This window comes from Mycobacteroides saopaulense (genome assembly GCF_001456355.1).
GTDB classification, from domain to species: Bacteria; Actinomycetota; Actinomycetes; order Mycobacteriales; family Mycobacteriaceae; genus Mycobacterium; species Mycobacterium saopaulense.
In genome coordinates, this window is sequence record NZ_CP010271.1 from 1,616,921 (window position 1) to 1,634,891 (window position 17,971).

A 17,971-nucleotide genomic window follows, 5' to 3' on the forward strand; every position below is an offset into this window, starting at 1 on the left:
AACGATAATGGTTGTACCTAGGCAATGGACGCAGCCCCGGCCATTTTGGCTGCTAGTGGCGCGGAAGCATTCTGCTGAGCAAGCGGTCCCGCAACCCGATGGTGTGGAACAGCACCGCGCTGACATGGGCAACTATGCAGGCGAGCAACGCATAGGCCACCCACGCGTGCGCCTCGCGCAGCACGCCGTACCACCCGATGCTGGTCGGCACGATCGACGGAAAACGCAGTCCGGCGATCTCCACGGGCACCCCGGACGCCGACACCAGAGCCCATCCGATCACCGGCTGCGCCAGGAACAACGCGTACATCGCGAGCTCGGAACCGGCGGCGATGAATCGCTCCGGCCCGGCCAACGAGATCGGCGGCGGCTTGTGCCAGATGCGGTTCCCCAGGCGCAGCACCGCGAGCACCAACACCAGCACGCCGACGGCCTTATGCCAGGCCAGCACCATCGGATAGTCACCGAGCGATCCGACCAGCAGCGCGCCCAACACCAGCATCGAGATGATCGCGACCGCCATCAGCCAATGCAGGAGCTGCGCCGCCAACCCAAAACGTTCGTCATCGCTGGATTCCGTCATCGCATGTCCTGCCCGAACTGTTCGACCGGAGCGGGAGTCTCCCGCGCACGCCGCCGATACGACTCCGCGTACACCGCCGCTCGGGCCGCCAGGATCGGATCATCGGAGAGCTCAATTCCCTTGGGCAACACCGTCGGATCGAAGTTGGTATCCCGGATGTGTTCTTGCTCTTGGGGAATCGCGTGGCCGAGTATCAGCGTGCCGACGTCGATCTGCTCACGATCGGGCGGCCACGGCAGTGTCGGGTCATGCGTGGGATCCACACCCGGCATCCCGACCTGCAGCAGCAGCCGGTAGCGCAGCTCACCGCGACGCATCCGCTGGGCCAGGGCCTCGAACATCCAGTTGGGTCCGTTCTTGACCGGGGCGCCGGCTGCGTTCCCGTCGGGGATCACCCGCCACCGCACCGGCGTCCGAGCGCCGTCTTTGTTGACGAAGATGAAGGTGTTGAGGCTGGAGTAGCTCGCCTCGGCGAACGACGCCGCCTTGGGCGCGGCCTCGATGAGCTTCTGTGCGGCGGCGGCCGGCGGGTTGTCGCGCATGAACGCGCTCACGCGGTCCTTGTCGCCCGAGGTTCGTGCCGCAAGCAGCCCATAGAACATCTCGGGCGTCGGGGCCATGAACACCGGCGCGGCGGCCATCGCGGTACGCCACTGCTCCCCGCCGGGAAGCGAGAAGTCAAGAGCCAGTGCCTGTCCGGAGCCGGTGTCGGGCTGATGCGGGTTCTGGCCGCCCACAGAGAACCGTCCGGCGACCGGATACACGCCCTTGGTGAACACCGACGCCGACGACACCTGCGCTCCGGCGCCGTTGCTTTCGAAACGACCGGACACGGCAAGGGCTTTGGCGTGGTTGCGCCGGTACCCCACGAACGTGCCGCCGGTCTTCTCGAACAGGTCGATGAAGGAACGTCCGGTCAACCGCGAACCGGCCCGACCTTCCAGTGCCAGGAAGCCACCCAGCCCCGTCACGGTGACGGCTCCGGCAGCGACCAGACCCACAAACATGCGGCGATCGAGCTTCTGTGCGACCACGATTTGAGGGTAATACGCCGAATCTGAAGGTCTAATGAAGACAATGAAGAGATGATGAAGCGTCTCGTCCTTGTTGCCGTGGGTCTTGGGTGTGTGCTCAGCCAGGTCGCGCCCGCCCATGCGGACCCCGATATCCCGCCGGTCAGCGAGGCCGCCCGCGCCGCCGGACTACTCGATGTGCGCTCTGTGGTCCCCGACGCCGTCATCGACCTGCGCTACGCCACCACCAACAACTTCACCGGTGTGCAGCTGTATCCGGCCGATGCCCGCTGCCTGGTGCACGAGTCGATGGCTCCCGGCCTCAAGACCGCCGCCGACAAGCTGCGCACCAACGGCGAACGGCTGGTCTTCTGGGACTGTTACCGCCCGCATGAGGTGCAGGTCCGCATGTTCCAGGTGGTGCCCAACCCCAACTGGGTCGCCAAGCCCAGCCAGTACGCCCGCAGCCACGAGGCCGGACGTTCGGTGGACGTCACCCTGGCCAACGCTCGGGGCCTGGTTGACATGGGCACTGGATTCGACGATTTCTCGCCGCGCTCGCTGGCCTACGCCACCGACGGGGTGAGCCCCGATCAGCAGGCCAACCGTGCCCGTCTGCGCAGCGCCATGCAGGCCGGTGGGCTGCAGGTGTATTCGGGGGAGTGGTGGCACTTCGACGGTCCCGGAGCGGGCGAGGGACGCCCGTTCCTGAATGCTCCCGTCAACTGAAATCGAGTAGTCCAGTACCCGGTGCGATGGCGCCCTACCGGAGTAATTTCCCTTTCGGGTCCACACGGTCCGCTGGGAGGTTGCCATGCCTGCATCACCGATCCCGCTCGCGATGCTCGCCGCGGTTCTTCTGGTTGCCTGCGGCGGTACCGGTGAGACGGTCACCCGCACCGTGACGCAGACCGTCACCGATCAGACGACGATCACCCACCAGGACGGTGGTTCCCACGGAAACGCCGGCGGCAGCGAGTCCACCCCCGGTAGGACGCCCAAGGACGACGGGCTGGCGTGGGTGCCCTATGGGCCCAAGGACCCCGCGTTCCCGACACCGGGCTGGGACGTCTACGTCTACTTCCTCAAACACGACTGCGACAGCCTCAAGAACGTCCAGAATCCCACGGGCAATCTCTACGAGGCGGCGGTCGGCGTATGCCGTGCCGCGGTGAACGGTGAAGCGAGCCAATGGGATGCCGCGGCCAAGGCCTTCGCCGCGCGCGGTGCGGGAATCGAGATCGGCCCGGCGCAATGTGTCGACGACACCATTGCCGCCATGGTCACCACACTGCTGGCTTGGCACGACGAGAACCCGGGACGCCGGCCCGAATTGACGTTCCCGCAGACCGACGGCCGCACTGCCTGCTCGAAAGACAACAACAGCTTCGTGCCGCCGGATGAGAACGGCGACACCACTTCCTCCCCAACCAGTTCCACCACATCGAGCACCACCACATCCAGCACGACGTCGTCGACCACCACGTCGAGCACGACAACCACCGCACCGTCGGGGCGCTGACTCAGTGCGAGAACTGCCAGTGCACCGAATCGTCCTCGTCCAGCACGATGATGCTGCCCTTCTGGATGGTCCACCCTTCGGTCATCAGGAACAGCCGACCCCCGGACTCGGCCAGCAGCCGTAAACCCGTGGTGCGGTACAGCGTTTTGGGTCCGGTGGTGATCTGCTCGGTGCGCACCACCGGGGAGTCGATGCCTAACGGGCTCTCGCTCACGGCTGTCGCCCGGGGCAGCGACGACACCGAGTCCTCATAGCGCTGCGCGTACCCCCGCCCGACGATATCGGCATACCCCTGCACGGCCCAGAACATCGCTGCCGCAATCACAATGCCGATGAGCACCGCCTCCAGCACGTCCTGAGGGCGGGCGATGGCATGGTGCGGCCGCGTGCGTTCCTGCCCCTGACGGCGCAGATGCCTGCCGTACACCGCCAGCGCCGTGCCGATCGCAATCATGAGCGGCCACACCACTGTTCCGGGTTCCCACTCTCGCGTCAGCTCGGGCATCACCACACCGAGGATGGCGATGGCCAGGCCGCCGAACGTCGTGATCGTGCAGACCGCCCGGATCGCGCCGGTCATGCCGTCGCGCGCGATCTTCTCGGACAACGCGCGATGCGCTGCCAGCCAGGCGATTCCGATGACGGCTGTCGCCAGGATCGGCAGATACAGCGTGCTGATGCTGCGCAGCACGTAGTCCTGGGTGGTGAAGCGGAACAGGCTCACCTCGATGCCCATCCACTGTGACTGCGCATCGCTACGTGCCCAGCCGAAGTACAACAGCAGCGCGGTGATCATCGTCAACGGTGTTCCGACCGTGGTGATTACGGCGATGACGGGGCGAAGGATCGACACCGGATCCGGCGGATCCTCGGCGGACGGACCGTCGGCCTTTCCCGGCGCATCGGCGGGCTGACGCGCTGTCTCCTCCGACGCTGCTTCGGCCGGCATGGCAGCATGCTACGCGCGACGGCCCTGACCTGGGAGGAAAATTCCCTTGCCGCTCGGGCCTCGCCGCGCCTATCCTGGCTGGCGTCCTCGTCCCCGACGAAAGGTACGACATGGATCTGTGAGGTCTGGCAATCCGCCGGCGCGTCATCGCGCGATTTCGGCGACCCACCTCACAGGAAGGCTTTTCCCATGTCCGCTGTCATTTCCTCCAACGCCCTCACCTACGTCCATCCCGACGGTTCCGTCGCTCTCGACGGGCTCGACATGCTGGTCCCGGCGGGGCGCTCCGGGCTGGTCGGTGTCAACGGCTCCGGCAAGTCCACACTTCTCCGGCTCATCGCGGGTGAGCTGCGGCCCACCTCCGGGCTGGTGCATGCCTCCGGTCATATCGGTTACCTGCCACAGGATCTCACCATCCGCAGCGAGCAGTCGGTGCCCGAGCTGCTGGGCCTGACGCCGGTCTTGGCGGCCATCGAGGCCATCGAGAACGGATCCACCGACCAGGACGACTTCGACACCGTCGGCGACGACTGGGATCTGGCCGAGCGGGTCGGCGCCGAATTGGATCGTCTGGGCCTGCCCACGGCGGTGTTGGACCGCACCCTGGGCGAACTGTCCGGAGGCGAGGTGATCCGGTTGGGGCTGGCCCGGCTGCTGTTACGGCGGCCGGACGTCCTGCTGCTCGACGAGCCGACCAACAACCTCGACGGCGAATCCCGCCGCCATCTCTACGAGGTGGTGTCTTCCTGGCAGCGCACCCTGCTGGTGGTCAGCCACGATCGTGAACTGCTGGAGCACGTGGAGCGCATCGGGGATCTGCGTGACGGCGCCGTGACCTGGTACGGCGGCGGATACAGCGACTATGCGGCAGCGGTGGAGGCCGAGCAGGAGGCGGCCGCGCAGGCGATCTCGACGGCCAAGGCGGACGTGCGCCGGGAGCGGCGCGACCTTGCCGAGGCCGAACGGGTGATCGCGCAGCGGCGCCGCTACGGCGCCAAGATGCAGGCCAACAAGCGTGAACCCAAGATCGTCATGGGGTTGCGCAAGCGGGCCGCGCAGGAATCGGCGGCAGCGCTCAAGCAGACGCAGACCGACCGGCTGGACAAGGCCCGCGAGCATCTGGACGAGGCGCAGACCAGGCTGCGGGTGGACCGCTCCATCCGTATCGACCTGCCGGGCACCGATGTTCCCGCCGGCCGCGTTGTCGTCACCACCGACAAGCTGGTGCTGCGCCATGGGGTGGCCGCACATCTGGATCTGCGCGGGCCCCGGCGGGTCGCGCTGGTGGGGCCCAACGGTTCGGGAAAGACCACACTGCTGCACACGATCGCCGGGCGCATCCCGGCCGCCGAAGGCGCTGTGACGGTGCATGTTCCGCTGGGTCTGCTGCCACAGCGTCTCGACCTGTTGGACGATGCGCTGAGTGTGGCCGACAACGTGGCGCGTCGAGCGCCGCACGCCGACATCAACACCGTCCGGGCGAGGCTGGCGCGTTTCTTGTTCCGCGGCACCGCCGCCGACAGGCTGGTCGGTGCGCTGTCCGGTGGCGAGCGGTTCCGGGCCACGCTGGCCGCGGTGCTGCTGGCAGACCCCGCCCCACAGCTGCTGTTGCTCGACGAGCCCACCAACAACCTGGACTTCGCCTCCTATGACGCGTTGGTCTCGGCGCTGGGCGAGTACCGGGGTGCCCTGGTCGTGGCCAGCCACGACCCCGGATTCCTCGAGGACATCGGGGCCGAGCCGGCGGACTGGAGAGCCGACCCGGCAATCGGGTAGTGCGCTACGCAGGCCGGGGAGATGACCGCGGACACACACTGAGCGCGTCATGTTCCCCGACCGCGAACGCGCGGCCACGTCAAGGAGACTCGCGATGTGTTTCATTATCCCCCAAGATGTCCTGCTGCGATTGGCCGACGATGACAGCGTCGCCGACGACTCGCGTACGGCCCTAGCGGCCACGGCCGCGTCCGAATCGGCATGGCGCACACTGCGCGATGCGCACACTCTGGCCACCCAGGCCGGATTGCTGGCCCGCGCCGACGCGTTCGCCGATGTGGCCAAGGCGCTGGCCAAGGCCCCCGGCACCCCGGTGTTCGACTGCAAGCACACCACCTCGCTGCCCGGCGTCACGATCGCCAACCCGGGCACCTCCACCGATACCGCGGCCAAGCATGCGTTCACCGAAACAGCCTCGGTGGCCAAGTTTTACAAGGAGTGCTTCGGGCGTAACTCGGTCGACGACGAAGGCATGACGTTGGTGTCTTCGGTCCACTACAGCGTGAACTACTCCAACGCGTTCTGGAACGGTTCGCAGATGACATACGGCGACGGAGACGGTGAGATCTTCGTCGACTTCACCGGATCCAACGACGTGATCGCCCATGAACTGACGCATGGCGTCACCCAGTACACGGCGGGTCTGCTCTACAACAACGAGGCCGGCGGCCTCAACGAGAGCATGTCGGATGTCTTCGGATCGATGTTCCGGCAGTGGAGCGCCGGACAGACGGTGGATCAGGCCGACTGGCTGATCGGCAAGGACATCATGGGTCCGCGCGCCATCGCCAAGGGCTACACCTGCCTGCGCGACATGGCCGACCCGGGTGCCCAGCACTGCCTGGCCCCGCAGCCGTCGCACTATCGCGACTACGTGCCCGGCAGCGATCCGCATGAGAGCAGCGGCATCCCCAACTACGCGTTCTATCTCGCCGCGACCAAACACGGGTCGTACTCCTGGCAGGGCGTGGGCACGGTCTGGTACGAGGCCCTGACCAGCCCGAAGGCCCGTCCGAACATGAAGATGAAGACCTTCGCCAACCTGACCCGCGAGATCTCCGCGGCCAACGCGGCGGCGGAATCGGTGCACAAGGCGATTGACGACGCGTGGACTGCGGTCGGGCTGTAGCGTCGGCGTCATGGTGGAGTACCTCATCGACAGACGGGGCGGATTCACCGGGCTTCCGGCCAGCGGCACGTGTACTGACCAAAGCTTGGACCCCGAGGCGCGACGTGCACTGGATGGATTGTTGGACAGCCCCGGGTCGCTTCCGGGCGACCCGGGTGCGGACCGTTTCACCTATACCGTGACCCGGGTCAGCGGGTCGGCTCGGACCACGCGGGCTATCCCCGAGAGCCTGCTTCCCGATGCCGTCCGGCAGATCGTCAAAGAACAGATCTGACGCCGCGAACCTGACAGTTCGGCGGTCACGCGCCGAGCGTGTGTCGGCGTTGCCCGGTAGGGTGAATCGTAATGTGCAAGCGTTCTATCATCCCGCTGGCCGTGTTGTCGCGATTGGCCGAAGATAACGACATCGCCGAGGATTCGCGCGTCGCATTCTTGGCCACCGCGGCATCCGAATTGTCTTGGCGCACCTTGCGCACTGCGCACACGCGCGCCTCCCAGGCCGGGTTGGTGGCAAGCGGCGATGCCATCGGGACGGTCATCGCCGCGCTGGCCAAGGTCCCCGAAACACCGGTGTTCGATTGCCGGCAGACCACCTCGCTGCCCGGTGTGGCCGTAGCCGATCCGGCCGCCTCCAAGGATGCCACCGTCCGGCGTGCGTTCACGCAAACGGGCGCGGTGGTGCGGTTCTACCGGGAATGCTTCGGCCGCAACTCCGTTGACAACGCCGGGATGACGCTGATCTCGTCCGTGCACTATGGCGTCAAGTACGCCAACGCATTCTGGAATGGATCCCAGATGGCTTACGGGGACGGCGACGGCAAGATCTTTCTCGACTTCACCAAATCGAACGACGTGATCGGCCACGAGTTGACGCACGGGGTAACACAATTCACGGCGGGCCTGACCTACGAGAACGAACCGGGTGCGTTGAACGAGAGCATCTCGGATGTGTTCGGTTCGATGTTCCGGCAATGGCAAGCAGGTCAGAGCGCGGACAAGGCCGATTGGTTGGTCGGCAAGGACATCATGGGTCCCGGTGCCCTCGGCAAGGGGTACACATGCCTGCGTGATCTCGCCGATCCCGGTGCAAGCCACTGCCTCTCGCCGCAACCCGCTCACTATCGCGACTACGTGCCCGGCAGCGACCCACACGACGGCAGCGGCATTCCCAACCATGCGTTCTATCTCGCGGCCACCAAGCATGGCGGCAATTCCTGGGAGGCCGTGGGCAGCGTTTGGTATGCGGCGTTGACCAGCTCGAAGGCCAGAAAGAACATGACGTTCAAGGCCTTCGCGAAACTCACCCGGCAGCTCGCCGCGGACCGGTCAGGGGCCGACTCACCCGCAACGGCGATCGACGCAGCATGGACCGAGGTTGGGCTCTAGTCTCCGACGTCCCAGTAGTTGGGGCAGGACACGTCGACGTAGACGGTCGTGTTGGCCTTGACCTCGCGGCCCGAGCGGTCGGGGTTGTTGATCCCGTTGACGGTGCAGTATTCCAGTGGAGTCAGGGTGTTGCCGTTGACCCAGTTGATCTGGACCTCGTACCCCTGGCTCTCCAGCGCGGAGATGGTTTCGCTGGCCGAGCCCGACCCGGCCACCGGCCAGTTGGGGTCTGCGACAGCCATCGGCGCAAGTGACAGCGCCATCGCGGCCGATACGAACACTGCGGCGAACCTCATGGGAAACCTCCTCCACCATGTTAGCTCGCTCGGCTGAGGCAAGATGGGACCTCACATCCCATGAATGGAGAGACCGATGACGTTCTCGCCCGAGCACGAAGACTTCCGCAGTACTGTCCGCCGGTACATCGAGGAGAAGATCAACCCCCACGTCGACGAGTGGGAGCGCGAGCAGATGATGCCGCTGCACGATCTCGTCGCAGATATGGCCAAACTCGGATTGGTGGGCCTGGAGTACGACCCCGAATACGGCGGGCAGGGCGCAGACCACCTCTTCACGCTGGTGCTGGCTGAGGAACTCGGCCGGGTAGATCACGGCTCGTTCCCGATGGCCTTCGGGGTTCATGTCGCGATGGCCACGCCGTCGCTGCACAAGCACGGCACCGACGAGCTCAAGCGCGAGTTCCTCGCGCCGGCGTTGCAGGGTGAGCAGATCGCCGCGATCGCGGTGACCGAGCCCGACGCCGGGTCCGACGTGGCAGGCATCAAGACCCACGCCCGCCGCGACGGCGACGACTGGGTGATCAACGGCTCAAAGATGTTCATCACCAACTCCGTTCAGGCCGACTGGCTGTGCGTGCTGGCGCGTACTTCGGACGAGGGCGGGTACGCGGGGATGAGCCAGATCATCGTGCCGACCAAGACGCCCGGGTACGAGGTCCGCAAGCTCGACAAGCTCGGCATGCATGCTTCCGACACGGGCCTGATCACCTTTGACGACGTGCGGGTGCCGGTCTCCAACACCATCGGCGAGGTCGGCCGCGGGTTCCAGCAGCAGATGTCGCAGTTCGTGATGGAGCGCATGTTCGGCGCGTATGGCATCCCTGCCAGCGTGAACCGGGCGTTGCAGCGCACCAAGGAGTACGCATTGGCACGCCACGTGTTCGGTAAGCCGCTGACCAAGAATCAGCACCTGGCCTACCAGTACGCGGGGCTGGCGGCACGGGCTGACATGCTGGAGGTCTACAACCGCGACATTGCCGAGCGGTACATGGCGGGGGAGAACGTCACCCGCAAGGTCACCATCGCCAAGCTGACCGCCGGACCGTTGGTGCGCGAGGCGGGCGACTGGTGCCTGCAGGTGCACGGCGGCATGGGGTACATGACCGAGACCTGGACGTCGCGATTCTTCCGGGATCAGCGCCTGCTCAGCATCGGCGGCGGCGCCGACGAGGTGATGATGCGGGTGCTGTCCCAGATCGACGGATTCTCCTGAGGGCTGCCGAATCAGCTTTCAGTGAGGCCCCACCGGGCATGAAGCCGGGCCAGCGGGCGGGGAGCCCACCAGTTGACGGTGCCCGCGATTCGCATGAACGCGGGCAGTAGCAGCATGCGCACGAGCGTGGCATCCAGGAGCACGGCGATGGTCATGCCCAGCCCGGCCATGCGCATGAAGGACACCTGGCCCGTTCCGATACCCGCGAACACCACGGCCATCAAAACCGCTGCGGCGGTGACAACCCGGCCGGTGCGCGCGATGCCGTGCGCCACCGCGTCGTCGTTGGCCGGCCGATCCTTGACAGGAGAGGCATCCCAGTACTCCTTGATCCGCGAGAGCAGAAACACCTCGTAGTCCATGGACAGCCCGAAGGTCACGCAGAACATCAAGATGGGCATGGGTGCGGCGACAGCGCCGGTGACCGTGGTGCCCAATCCACCCAGGTGCCCGTCCTGAAAGACGAACACCAGGGCGCCGAACGCCGCCGAGAGTGATAGTGCGTTCATCACAAGGGCTTTGATGGGCAGCAGCACGCTGCCGGTCAGCAGGAACAGCAGCGTGAACGTGGTTATCGCGATCACCGTCAGCACCAGTGGTGTCGTGCCCAGAATCGAGTCCACTGAATCGCGGTTGAGCTGCACGGTGCCGCCGAACAGTGTCTGTACCGGCGCCTTCACCTCGCGTAGCGCGGTGAGCTGGTGCTCGGCTGACTCGGACGACGGATCGAGATCACTGGATATGTTGAGCAGCACGGCATTTCCCGAGCGGGTGGACGGATCGCCCGGGCCGACCAGCTGTCCTTGCCGCCAGATTCCGTCCGGACCGGTAACCGTGCCGACATCTGGTATCCGCGACAGGTTCGCGCCATAGGCGGCCAGCACCGGCGATGGACCGCCCACGTCGGGCAGCACGATCTGAACCTGCCCGCTGGAGTCGTCGCTGAAGTCGGTGCGCAGCATGTCACCCACCTGGTGCGCCGACGACGTTTTCGGCAGCACCCGATCATCGGGATAGCCGAAGTGAATACCCAGGAACGGCGCGCCCAGCGACAACAACAAGACGGTGATGCCCGCGCCCACCGGTATGGCATGGCGTTGCACGAACCTGGTCGAGCGGAACCAGAACGATTCCGCGAGTGGCTTTTCCGCGCGGCGGCGGGTGAGCCTCAAGGAATCTACGCGCTCACCCAGCAGGGCAAGGATCGCCGGGGTGACCACGAGCGTGACGACCGCCGCGAGTGCCACGACGCTGACCCCTGCGTAGGCGAACGACCTCAGGAAGTACATCGGGAAGATCGCCATCGCGGCAAGGGACAGGCCGACGGTGACGGCGCTGAACACGATCGTTCGGCCGGCGGAGGTCATCGTGCGGACGATCGCCCGTGCACGCAGGTCCTCGGCGGGCACGCCCGCGTCGCGCCCGGCGGAGACCTCCTCGCGGTAGCGGCTCAGCACCAACAGTGTGTAGTCGATGGCCAGTGCCAGGCCCAGCGCGGTGGTGAGGTTGAGTGCGAAGGTCGACACATCGGTCACCCTGGTGATGAGACTGAGCAGGCCGGCGGTGCCCGCGATTGCCGCGATGCCGACCGCCAAAGGAATGGCCGCGGAGACAAGTCCGCCGAACACCCACACCAATACGAGGAAGGTGATCGGTATGGCGACCGCCTCGGCGATCAGCAGATCTTTGGCCGACTGTTCGTTGATCTGTGCGTAGACGATGGATAGCCCGCCCGCCGTGATGTCGACATCTGACGGTGGCGGGGGAAGAACGGAGACGATCGCCTTGGCATGCAATGGCGCTTTGGCCTCGCCGCCGGCGATCGAGGCGAGAATCAGCCCGGTCTGGCCGTCTTTGCTGCGCAGCGCGGCCGCCATAGTCGGCTCCTGCCATAGCGATTCGACGCGCTGCACGTTCGCATCGGATCTCAGCGCCGAGGTGACCGCGGCGACATATGCGGCAACAGGCGCCTTGGCCGGACCGTTGTCGATCTGTTGCCCCTCGGGAACGGTGATGGCCAAGACCAAGGGGTATCCGCCGCGGCCGAAGCTCTCGGCGGTGGCCTCGAGGGCACGGGAGGATTCCGACGTGGGATCGACGGATCCGCCTGCTTGCAGCTTGTCGGAGACGTCTGCTCCGAGTACCCCGAGCAGACCCACGGCCAGTACCGAGAGCACCAGCACCACAGTGGGCCTTTTGAGGATGGCGTTGGTCAATGCGGCGAGCATGGTTGATCCCCTTTCGTGCCGGACAACAACACGATGTACCGATGGTGAGAACTTCTCACCGCCGGATGTCTCTGCCGCGCTTAGGCATTTGGTATATGTCAAATATTGATCTGTGAGGAGAATGCCACACATTTGATATATGTCAAGATGCTTTGGCGGGTAGAGTATGTGACATGCCCAAGGCGTTGCCCGTGATCGATATCAGCGCGCCGATCTGCTGCGAGCCGATCGCGATGGTTCCGCTGGGCGAAGACATGGCGGTGCATCTGGCACTGCGGCTCAAGGCTCTTGCCGATCCGGCACGGCTTCGGTTGATGTCGATTCTGATGACCTCCAACGGCGGCGAGTTGTGTACCCGAGACCTTGCAGAACTGGTCGGACTGACCGACGGCACCGTCAGTCACCATCTGAGCCAGCTGAAGAAGGCCGGGTTGGTGACCGCGCTGCGGCGTGGCCCGAACGTGTACTACCGCGTCAACGCCCAGGCCATCGAGGCATTGCGCGGGGTGCTGATGACCTGCTGCTGACCGTGGCACGTCGGGTGGAAGGAAGATGCTCAATGAGAGCGATGGTGGACAGCGCGCGGCCGTCGGTGTGGACTCCGCGGGATTTTCCCGACGAGTCGGCGTGGTCGTTCTCGCTCGATGATGCCGACCGGGATGTTCTGATCGCCTACGGTCGGGGTGAAACAGGCGATCTGTCAGCACATTTCGGCCACGCAGCAGCGCGATGGCTCGACCTGCTGCACCAGGGGCCCGGATTCGTGCGGTTACGCGGCTTTCCCATCGAGGAACTCGCCGAAGGCCAGGTTGAGCGCGCCTACCTGGGCCTCGGATCGCTCCTGGGCCGTCCGGTCGGTCAAGATCGGCATGCGAACCTGCTTACTCACATCCGTGACGAACAGATCGCCGTGGAACCGGGCGTGCGCAAGTACCGCACCAACCTGCGCCAGGACTTCCATAGCGATGGCTCGGACCTGGTCGCGCTGCTGTGCCTGCATCCTGCGAAAAGTGGCGGTGAATCCAAGATCGTCAGTGCGCACGCCATCTACAACGAGATGTTGCGCCGTGCTCCGCACTTGGTCGAGGTCATGTACCAGCCGATGCCGTGGGATCGCAACAACGAACAACGCGACGGCGAATCGCCATTCTTTGAGCTTGCCCCCATCGCCGACATCGACGGCACGCCGCGAGTCTTCTTCATCGCCTGGTACATCCGCGACTCTCAGCGCCACCCCGATGCGCCCCGGCTCACCGCCGCGCAAGGTGCGGCGCTGGAGCTGGCCGAGAACATCGCCAACGAGCGTGCGTTCCATATCGAGATGCAGTTCGCGCCCGGCGATGTGCAGATACTGAACAACACCACCGTGCTGCACTCCCGCGAGGAATACTCCGATCACGACGATCCGGCGCTGCGGCGTCACCTGCTACGCCTGTGGTTGACCACCGAAAGGGCCGCCACCCACGAAATCCTGCGTGCCGGTATCCCGAAACAATCAGGCTGATCGGTTCCGATAGGGGCGCGCTCCGGAAGTGCATCTCGAGGTGCCCACCTCTGAGCGACAAACCCCGTGCCTCCGCGAAAGTTGTCGCATAGAGGTGGGCACTGGGGACATGTCCCGGGAATCCCTGGGTGCCCTCAGACTCGCGCCAGCTCCTGCTCCACCGACGTCACATCGGCGATGTTCACCCCGATGAGGGTCAGGTCGTGCACCCGCTCCGGGGTCACCTGCGAGGTTGCGTCCTCGACAAGCACCGCGCGGTAGTCCCGTTCGGAAACGTCGAACAGTGTGGCGCGCGGGCAGTTCGGCAGATTGCAGCCCGCCACCACGACGGTCGACACGTCCCGCTCACGCAGGTGCTGCTCCAGCTCGGTCCGGTAGAAAGCGCTCCAGCGGGGCTTGAACACAATGTGCTCCGCGGGCCCGACTTCCTGAAATCCGCCCGCCAACAGTAGCTCTGAGTCCAGCTGGGCGTCGTGTGGCAGGAGCTCGGTGGGGATTTGCGAACCGTCGCTGCCCGGCGCCGCGACCTCGCGGCCGGCGAGAATTTCTGCGCGACGGGGCAAATCGGTGTCTGTGCCACCGGGGACATAGAGCCGCACCACATGCACGATCGGCCGCCCGGCCTTGCGGAAAGCCGATACCAGACGTGTGAGCGCCGGAATCCGATCGGCGGTCCCGGGCACCGCCATGGCACCGGAGACGAACTCGGTCTGCACATCGATGACCACCAGTGCTGAACTGTCCCACTGCGGAGCGACGAAGCTAGTCACCCCACCACAGTAGGCGCCTACACCTGGACGGTGACCGGCCGCACACCCCAAATGTCGTCGCAGTACTCGGCGATGGCGCGGTCCGAGGAGAACTTGCCGCTGCGGGCGGTGTTGAGGATCGACATCCTCGTCCATGCCGTCACGTCGTGCCAGGCCTCGGAGACCCGGTCCTGGCATTCGATGTACGAGGAGTAGTCGGCCAGCACCAGGAACGGATCGTGACCGCGCAGCGAATCCACGATGGGTGCGAACACCGACGGGTCGCCGCCCGAGAAGTGGCCACTGGCAATCAGATCCAGCACCGCACGCAGCTCGTCGTTCAGCTCGACGAAGTCCTCGGGACGGTATCCCTCGTGCACCAGGCGCTGCACCTCGTCGACGGTGAGCCCGAACAGGAAGAAGTTCTCGGACCCGGCCTCCTCACGCATCTCGACATTGGCGCCGTCGAGCGTGCCAATGGTGAGCGCACCGTTGAGCATGAACTTCATGTTCCCGGTGCCCGATGCTTCCTTGCCCGCCGTGGAAATCTGCTCCGACAAGTCCGCGGCAGGGTAGATCAGGTGCGCGCTCTTGACGTTGAAGTTCGGCAGGAACGCCACCTTGAGGAACTGGCTGACATGTGGATCGTTGTTGACGGCCTCGGCGACTGCGTTGATGAGCTTGATGATCCGCTTGGCCATGAAGTATCCGGGCGCGGCCTTGCCGCCGAAGATGAAGGCGCGCGGGGCGATCCGCAGTTCCGGGTTCTGCTTGAGGCGGTGGTACAGCGTCACGATGTGCAACACGTTGAGGTGCTGGCGCTTGTACTCATGGATCCGTTTGACCTGGACGTCGAACATCCAATTGGGATCAAGGCTCACCCCGGTGGTCGCCAGCACGTACTCGGCGAGCCGGGCCTTGTTGAGGCGCTTGACCTCTCGCCACTGCATCCGGAAAGACGAGTCCTCGGCGTAGGGTTCCAGCTCCCGCAGCTTGTCCAGGTCGGCCACCCAGCCCTCGCCGATGGTGTCATCGAGTAGCTCCCGCAGCGCCGGATTGGCCAGCGCCAGGAAGCGGCGCGGTGTCACTCCATTGGTCTTGTTGCCGAATCGCTCGGGCCACAACTCGTAGAAGTCTTTGAGCACGCTTTCCTTGAGCAGCTCCGAATGCAGCGCGGCCACACCGTTGACGGCGTGGCTGCCGACGGTGGCCAGATGCGCCATCCGCACGCTCTTGCCGCCGTCTTCGCCGATCAGCGACATGCGCCGCACCCGGGCATCGTCGCCGGGGAAACGCGACCGGACCTCGTCGAGGAAACGCCGGTTGATCTCGTAGATGATCTCCAGGTGCCGGGGTAGGGACTCGGCGAACAATCCCAGCGGCCAGGTCTCCAGCGCCTCGGGCAGCAGGGTGTGGTTGGTGTATCCGAAGGCCGCCACGGTGATCTCCCAGGCCTCGTCCCAGCCCAGTCCGCGCTCGTCAAGAAGCAGCCGCATCAGCTCGGCGACGCCGATGGACGGGTGAGTGTCGTTGAGCTGCAAGGCGAATTGTTCGGCGAGTTCGTTGACCGGACGCTCGGCCACATCCTCCAGGATGTGCAGCACGCGCTGCAGGGAGCACGAGACGAAGAAGTGCTGCTGCAGCAGCCGGAGACGCTTACCGGCCTCGGGCTCGTCGTTGGGGTAGAGCACCTTGGTGACGGTCTCGGAGGACACCTCGTCCTCGACGGCCTTGTAGTAATCGCCGGCGTTGAAGGCATCCAGCTCGAAGGACTGCACCGCGCGCGCACTCCACAGGGTCAGTGTGTTGCACGTGTTCACCCCGTAGCCCTGGATGGGGGTGTCGTAGGGGATGCCCTTGAGGAAGCGCTGCGGTACCCAGCGGGCCCGGAATTTTCCGTCCTCGTCCAGGTACTGCTCGGTGTGGCCGCCCCATCCGACGAGGAAGTTGAGGTCGGGTTTGGCGATCTCCCAAGGGTTTCCGTTGTCCAGCCAGTTGTCGGTCTTCTCGACCTGCCAGCCGTCGCGGATTTCCTGATCGAAGATCCCGTACTCGTAGCGGATCCCGTACCCGATCGCGGGACGATCCAGGGTGGCCAGCGAGTCCATGTAGCACGCCGCCAGCCGTCCCAGGCCGCCGTTGCCCAGGCCCGGCTCCTCTTCGCATTCGAGTACCTCGTCGAGATCCTGGCCCAGTGCCGAGAGCGCGTCGCGGGCCTGCTGCTCGATCTGTAGATTCAGCAGGTTGTTGCCCAGCTGCGGCCCCATCAGGAATTCGGCGGACAGGTACACCGCCACCTTGCGGCTCAGATCCAGATAGGTCTGCATGCTGGCGATCCAGCGCTGCTGCATGCGATCTCGGACCGCGAGGGCCAGTGCGCGGTAGTAGTGGGCGGGTGTCAGCACGCTCGCCGGACGCCCGATCGAGTACCGCAGGTGGTCGATGATGGCTCGCTGCAGCGTGTCCGCGTTCAAGCCGGTGCGGGAGTGCTCGTCGTGATCGAGTTCGGCGAAGTGCGTCATGTCAACACCGTGCCATCGAATGGCGCACGGGAAAACCGAAAACAGGCGACCGGCAGGTTACTGGGGAGTGACCACCACACGCACCCCGGACGGCTCCTTCGACGCCCAGACGGATTCGATCTCGGACAGCGGCCGGGCCAGCGTCTGTAGCTGCAATTCCCCGCTGTCGACCATGGCGAACAGCTTCGGCAGGGCCTCGGTACGGGCGCGCAGCAGGGCCTCGGGTGGCATGCTGCCGATACCGACTCCGGACAGGATGATGCCCGTGCTGCGCAGGGTAGAGGCGTTGACGCTGACGGTCTCCCCGGTCATCGCGCCGATCTGCACAAAGCGGGTGGCGTGGAAGTGCGCCGACGGATGGCTGGCCGCGATCGCGTTCAGGGTCTGTTCGGCGGGGGAGCCCCACAGGTAGTCCAGTACCGCGTCGAACGGGCGCGCCGCATGCCGTGCGGTGATGCTCTCGGCGAGGTCATCGCTGCCCAGCGTGATCGCGTCGTCGGCACCGACCGTGCGCAGCCAGTCCAACCGCTCGGTGCTGCGGCCCGCGACCGTCACCCGGCCGGCCCCGAACACCGACTTGGCCAACTGAACCGCCAGCGAGCCGGTCACGCCGGTGGCGCCCAGCACCAGCACATGCTGGCCGGGCTGCACCGCGGCGCCATGGGACAGGGCCAACCAGGCGGAGATGCCTGGGTTGGGTATCGCGGCGGCGGTCACCGAATCTACGTGCTCGGGCACCTCTACGGCCCCGGCCGGGTACACGAGGGTGCGCTCGGCCATCAGGCCGTACGGCGCGACGGAACCGGCGTACACGCGGGTACCGTTGGCCAGCCGGGCGACCCCGTCGACCCCGGCGATAGCCGGAAGGGTGACTTCCTTGCTGCTGTAGTGCTTTCCGGAGATGACGGCGCGGGTGAGATTGGTCAGCGCCGACGCCTCGACGGTGGCGACCTCGGCGCCGTCGGCCGGCTGCGGATCGGGGAAATCGGTGTAGGCGGGCTGCTGCCCCCACTCATGAACGACTGCTGCCTTCATGGCGTACTCCTCAAGTTTCTGTAGAAATGGTTTCCATCGAAACCATGGAAACAATGTACGACG

The 17,971-nt window shown here is 65.5% G+C and carries 17 protein-coding genes; 9 read left to right on the forward strand and 8 right to left on the reverse strand.

Annotation, left to right across the window (positions count from 1 at the left end; all coding sequences use genetic code 11):
* Positions 1 to 52: 52 nt before the first annotated feature.
* Together MYCSP_RS08110 and MYCSP_RS08115 are read right to left on the reverse strand one after the other, a co-directional pair.
* Entirely contained in the window at positions 53 to 583 is a 531-nt protein-coding gene (locus MYCSP_RS08110) for a cytochrome b (RefSeq protein WP_083014030.1), read from the reverse strand.
* On the reverse strand, positions 580 to 1,617 hold the full coding sequence (locus tag MYCSP_RS08115) for a catalase family peroxidase (RefSeq protein WP_088413559.1): 1,038 nt from the start codon (positions 1,615 to 1,617) through the stop codon (positions 580 to 582). Before MYCSP_RS08115 ends, MYCSP_RS08110 begins: the two co-directional genes overlap by 4 nt.
* A gap of 51 nt (positions 1,618 to 1,668) precedes the next feature.
* Between MYCSP_RS08115 and MYCSP_RS08120 the strand changes: the two genes are divergently transcribed.
* Positions 1,669 to 2,325 carry a M15 family metallopeptidase gene (locus MYCSP_RS08120; protein WP_070911071.1) on the forward strand — a complete coding sequence of 219 codons (657 nt, stop codon included), beginning with the start codon at positions 1,669 to 1,671 and terminating at the stop codon, positions 2,323 to 2,325.
* Between the two features lie 85 nt (positions 2,326 to 2,410).
* Complete coding sequence (locus MYCSP_RS08125) at positions 2,411 to 3,118, forward strand: hypothetical protein (protein ID WP_088413560.1); 708 nt, start codon at positions 2,411 to 2,413, stop codon at positions 3,116 to 3,118.
* A gap of 1 nt (position 3,119) precedes the next feature.
* Here MYCSP_RS08125 and MYCSP_RS08130 read toward each other — a convergent pair whose 3' ends face one another.
* Positions 3,120 to 4,067 (reverse strand): hypothetical protein, encoded by a 948-nt coding sequence (locus tag MYCSP_RS08130; RefSeq protein WP_235629531.1) that lies wholly within the window; start codon positions 4,065 to 4,067, stop codon positions 3,120 to 3,122.
* Positions 4,068 to 4,256: 189 nt separating this feature from the next.
* On the opposite strand from MYCSP_RS08130, the gene MYCSP_RS08135 reads away from it, so the two are divergent.
* The 4 genes from MYCSP_RS08135 to MYCSP_RS08150 all read left to right on the forward strand — a co-directional run bounded on the left by MYCSP_RS08135 (position 4,257) and on the right by MYCSP_RS08150 (position 8,358).
* The gene (locus tag MYCSP_RS08135; RefSeq protein WP_088413561.1) at positions 4,257 to 5,843 is read left to right on the forward strand and encodes an ABC-F family ATP-binding cassette domain-containing protein; all 1,587 of its coding nucleotides are present in this window, start codon (positions 4,257 to 4,259) and stop codon (positions 5,841 to 5,843) included.
* Positions 5,844 to 5,937: 94 nt separating this feature from the next.
* On the forward strand, positions 5,938 to 6,972 hold the full coding sequence (locus tag MYCSP_RS08140; protein ID WP_088413562.1) for a M4 family metallopeptidase: 1,035 nt from the start codon (positions 5,938 to 5,940) through the stop codon (positions 6,970 to 6,972).
* A gap of 10 nt (positions 6,973 to 6,982) precedes the next feature.
* A complete protein-coding gene (locus tag MYCSP_RS08145; RefSeq protein WP_088413563.1) occupies positions 6,983 to 7,246 on the forward strand; it encodes a protealysin inhibitor emfourin in 264 nt (87 codons plus the stop codon).
* Positions 7,247 to 7,317: 71 nt separating this feature from the next.
* The gene (locus MYCSP_RS08150; protein ID WP_088413564.1) at positions 7,318 to 8,358 is read left to right on the forward strand and encodes a M4 family metallopeptidase; all 1,041 of its coding nucleotides are present in this window, start codon (positions 7,318 to 7,320) and stop codon (positions 8,356 to 8,358) included.
* On the opposite strand, the gene MYCSP_RS08155 is transcribed toward MYCSP_RS08150, so the two are convergent.
* Complete coding sequence (locus MYCSP_RS08155) at positions 8,355 to 8,654, reverse strand: hypothetical protein (RefSeq protein WP_088413565.1); 300 nt, start codon at positions 8,652 to 8,654, stop codon at positions 8,355 to 8,357. The two genes, MYCSP_RS08150 and MYCSP_RS08155, sit on opposite strands and share 4 nt — an antisense overlap.
* A gap of 76 nt (positions 8,655 to 8,730) precedes the next feature.
* Here MYCSP_RS08155 and MYCSP_RS08160 point away from each other — a divergent pair, with 76 nt between their 5' ends.
* A complete protein-coding gene (locus tag MYCSP_RS08160) occupies positions 8,731 to 9,870 on the forward strand; it encodes an acyl-CoA dehydrogenase family protein (protein WP_088413566.1) in 1,140 nt (379 codons plus the stop codon).
* Positions 9,871 to 9,881: 11 nt separating this feature from the next.
* Here MYCSP_RS08160 and MYCSP_RS08165 read toward each other — a convergent pair whose 3' ends face one another.
* Positions 9,882 to 12,098 carry an MMPL family transporter gene (locus tag MYCSP_RS08165; RefSeq protein ID WP_088413567.1) on the reverse strand — a complete coding sequence of 739 codons (2,217 nt, stop codon included), beginning with the start codon at positions 12,096 to 12,098 and terminating at the stop codon, positions 9,882 to 9,884.
* A gap of 173 nt (positions 12,099 to 12,271) precedes the next feature.
* Here MYCSP_RS08165 and MYCSP_RS08170 point away from each other — a divergent pair, with 173 nt between their 5' ends.
* Together MYCSP_RS08170 and MYCSP_RS08175 are read left to right on the forward strand one after the other, a co-directional pair.
* Positions 12,272 to 12,625: an Rv2640c family ArsR-like transcriptional regulator gene (locus tag MYCSP_RS08170; RefSeq protein ID WP_088413568.1), complete on the forward strand. Its 354-nt coding sequence runs from the start codon at positions 12,272 to 12,274 to the stop codon at positions 12,623 to 12,625.
* A gap of 44 nt (positions 12,626 to 12,669) precedes the next feature.
* Complete coding sequence (locus MYCSP_RS08175) at positions 12,670 to 13,602, forward strand: TauD/TfdA family dioxygenase (protein WP_162266331.1); 933 nt, start codon at positions 12,670 to 12,672, stop codon at positions 13,600 to 13,602.
* A gap of 134 nt (positions 13,603 to 13,736) precedes the next feature.
* On the opposite strand, the gene MYCSP_RS08180 is transcribed toward MYCSP_RS08175, so the two are convergent.
* From MYCSP_RS08180 to MYCSP_RS08190, 3 genes are read right to left on the reverse strand one after another with little or no spacing between them, the layout of a single operon-like run.
* Positions 13,737 to 14,372: a cysteine hydrolase family protein gene (locus tag MYCSP_RS08180; RefSeq protein WP_083014022.1), complete on the reverse strand. Its 636-nt coding sequence runs from the start codon at positions 14,370 to 14,372 to the stop codon at positions 13,737 to 13,739.
* A 17-nt stretch (positions 14,373 to 14,389) separates the two neighbouring features.
* On the reverse strand, positions 14,390 to 16,873 hold the full coding sequence (locus tag MYCSP_RS08185; protein ID WP_088413570.1) for a glycogen/starch/alpha-glucan phosphorylase: 2,484 nt from the start codon (positions 16,871 to 16,873) through the stop codon (positions 14,390 to 14,392).
* 57 nt (positions 16,874 to 16,930) lie between these two features.
* Positions 16,931 to 17,908: a quinone oxidoreductase family protein gene (locus MYCSP_RS08190; RefSeq protein ID WP_088415525.1), complete on the reverse strand. Its 978-nt coding sequence runs from the start codon at positions 17,906 to 17,908 to the stop codon at positions 16,931 to 16,933.
* Positions 17,909 to 17,971 lie beyond the last annotated feature (63 nt).

What these genes read in the sequence shown, in the direction of transcription:
- MYCSP_RS08120 (WP_070911071.1), top strand. Translation starts at nt 1,669, where the DNA reads ATGATGAAGCGTCTCGTCCTTGTTGCCGTGGGTCTTGGGTGTGTGCTC.
- MYCSP_RS08185 (WP_088413570.1), bottom strand. Translation starts at nt 16,873, where the DNA reads ATGACGCACTTCGCCGAACTCGATCACGACGAGCACTCCCGCACCGGC.
- MYCSP_RS08155 (WP_088413565.1), bottom strand. Translation starts at nt 8,654, where the DNA reads ATGAGGTTCGCCGCAGTGTTCGTATCGGCCGCGATGGCGCTGTCACTT.
- MYCSP_RS08170 (WP_088413568.1), top strand. Translation starts at nt 12,272, where the DNA reads ATGCCCAAGGCGTTGCCCGTGATCGATATCAGCGCGCCGATCTGCTGC.
- MYCSP_RS08190 (WP_088415525.1), bottom strand. Translation starts at nt 17,908, where the DNA reads ATGAAGGCAGCAGTCGTTCATGAGTGGGGGCAGCAGCCCGCCTACACC.
- MYCSP_RS08140 (WP_088413562.1), top strand. Translation starts at nt 5,938, where the DNA reads ATGTGTTTCATTATCCCCCAAGATGTCCTGCTGCGATTGGCCGACGAT.
- MYCSP_RS08125 (WP_088413560.1), top strand. Translation starts at nt 2,411, where the DNA reads ATGCCTGCATCACCGATCCCGCTCGCGATGCTCGCCGCGGTTCTTCTG.
- MYCSP_RS08160 (WP_088413566.1), top strand. Translation starts at nt 8,731, where the DNA reads ATGACGTTCTCGCCCGAGCACGAAGACTTCCGCAGTACTGTCCGCCGG.
- MYCSP_RS08145 (WP_088413563.1), top strand. Translation starts at nt 6,983, where the DNA reads ATGGTGGAGTACCTCATCGACAGACGGGGCGGATTCACCGGGCTTCCG.
- MYCSP_RS08135 (WP_088413561.1), top strand. Translation starts at nt 4,257, where the DNA reads ATGTCCGCTGTCATTTCCTCCAACGCCCTCACCTACGTCCATCCCGAC.
- MYCSP_RS08110 (WP_083014030.1), bottom strand. Translation starts at nt 583, where the DNA reads ATGACGGAATCCAGCGATGACGAACGTTTTGGGTTGGCGGCGCAGCTC.
- MYCSP_RS08130 (WP_235629531.1), bottom strand. Translation starts at nt 4,067, where the DNA reads ATGCCGGCCGAAGCAGCGTCGGAGGAGACAGCGCGTCAGCCCGCCGAT.
- MYCSP_RS08150 (WP_088413564.1), top strand. Translation starts at nt 7,318, where the DNA reads ATGTGCAAGCGTTCTATCATCCCGCTGGCCGTGTTGTCGCGATTGGCC.
- MYCSP_RS08165 (WP_088413567.1), bottom strand. Translation starts at nt 12,098, where the DNA reads ATGCTCGCCGCATTGACCAACGCCATCCTCAAAAGGCCCACTGTGGTG.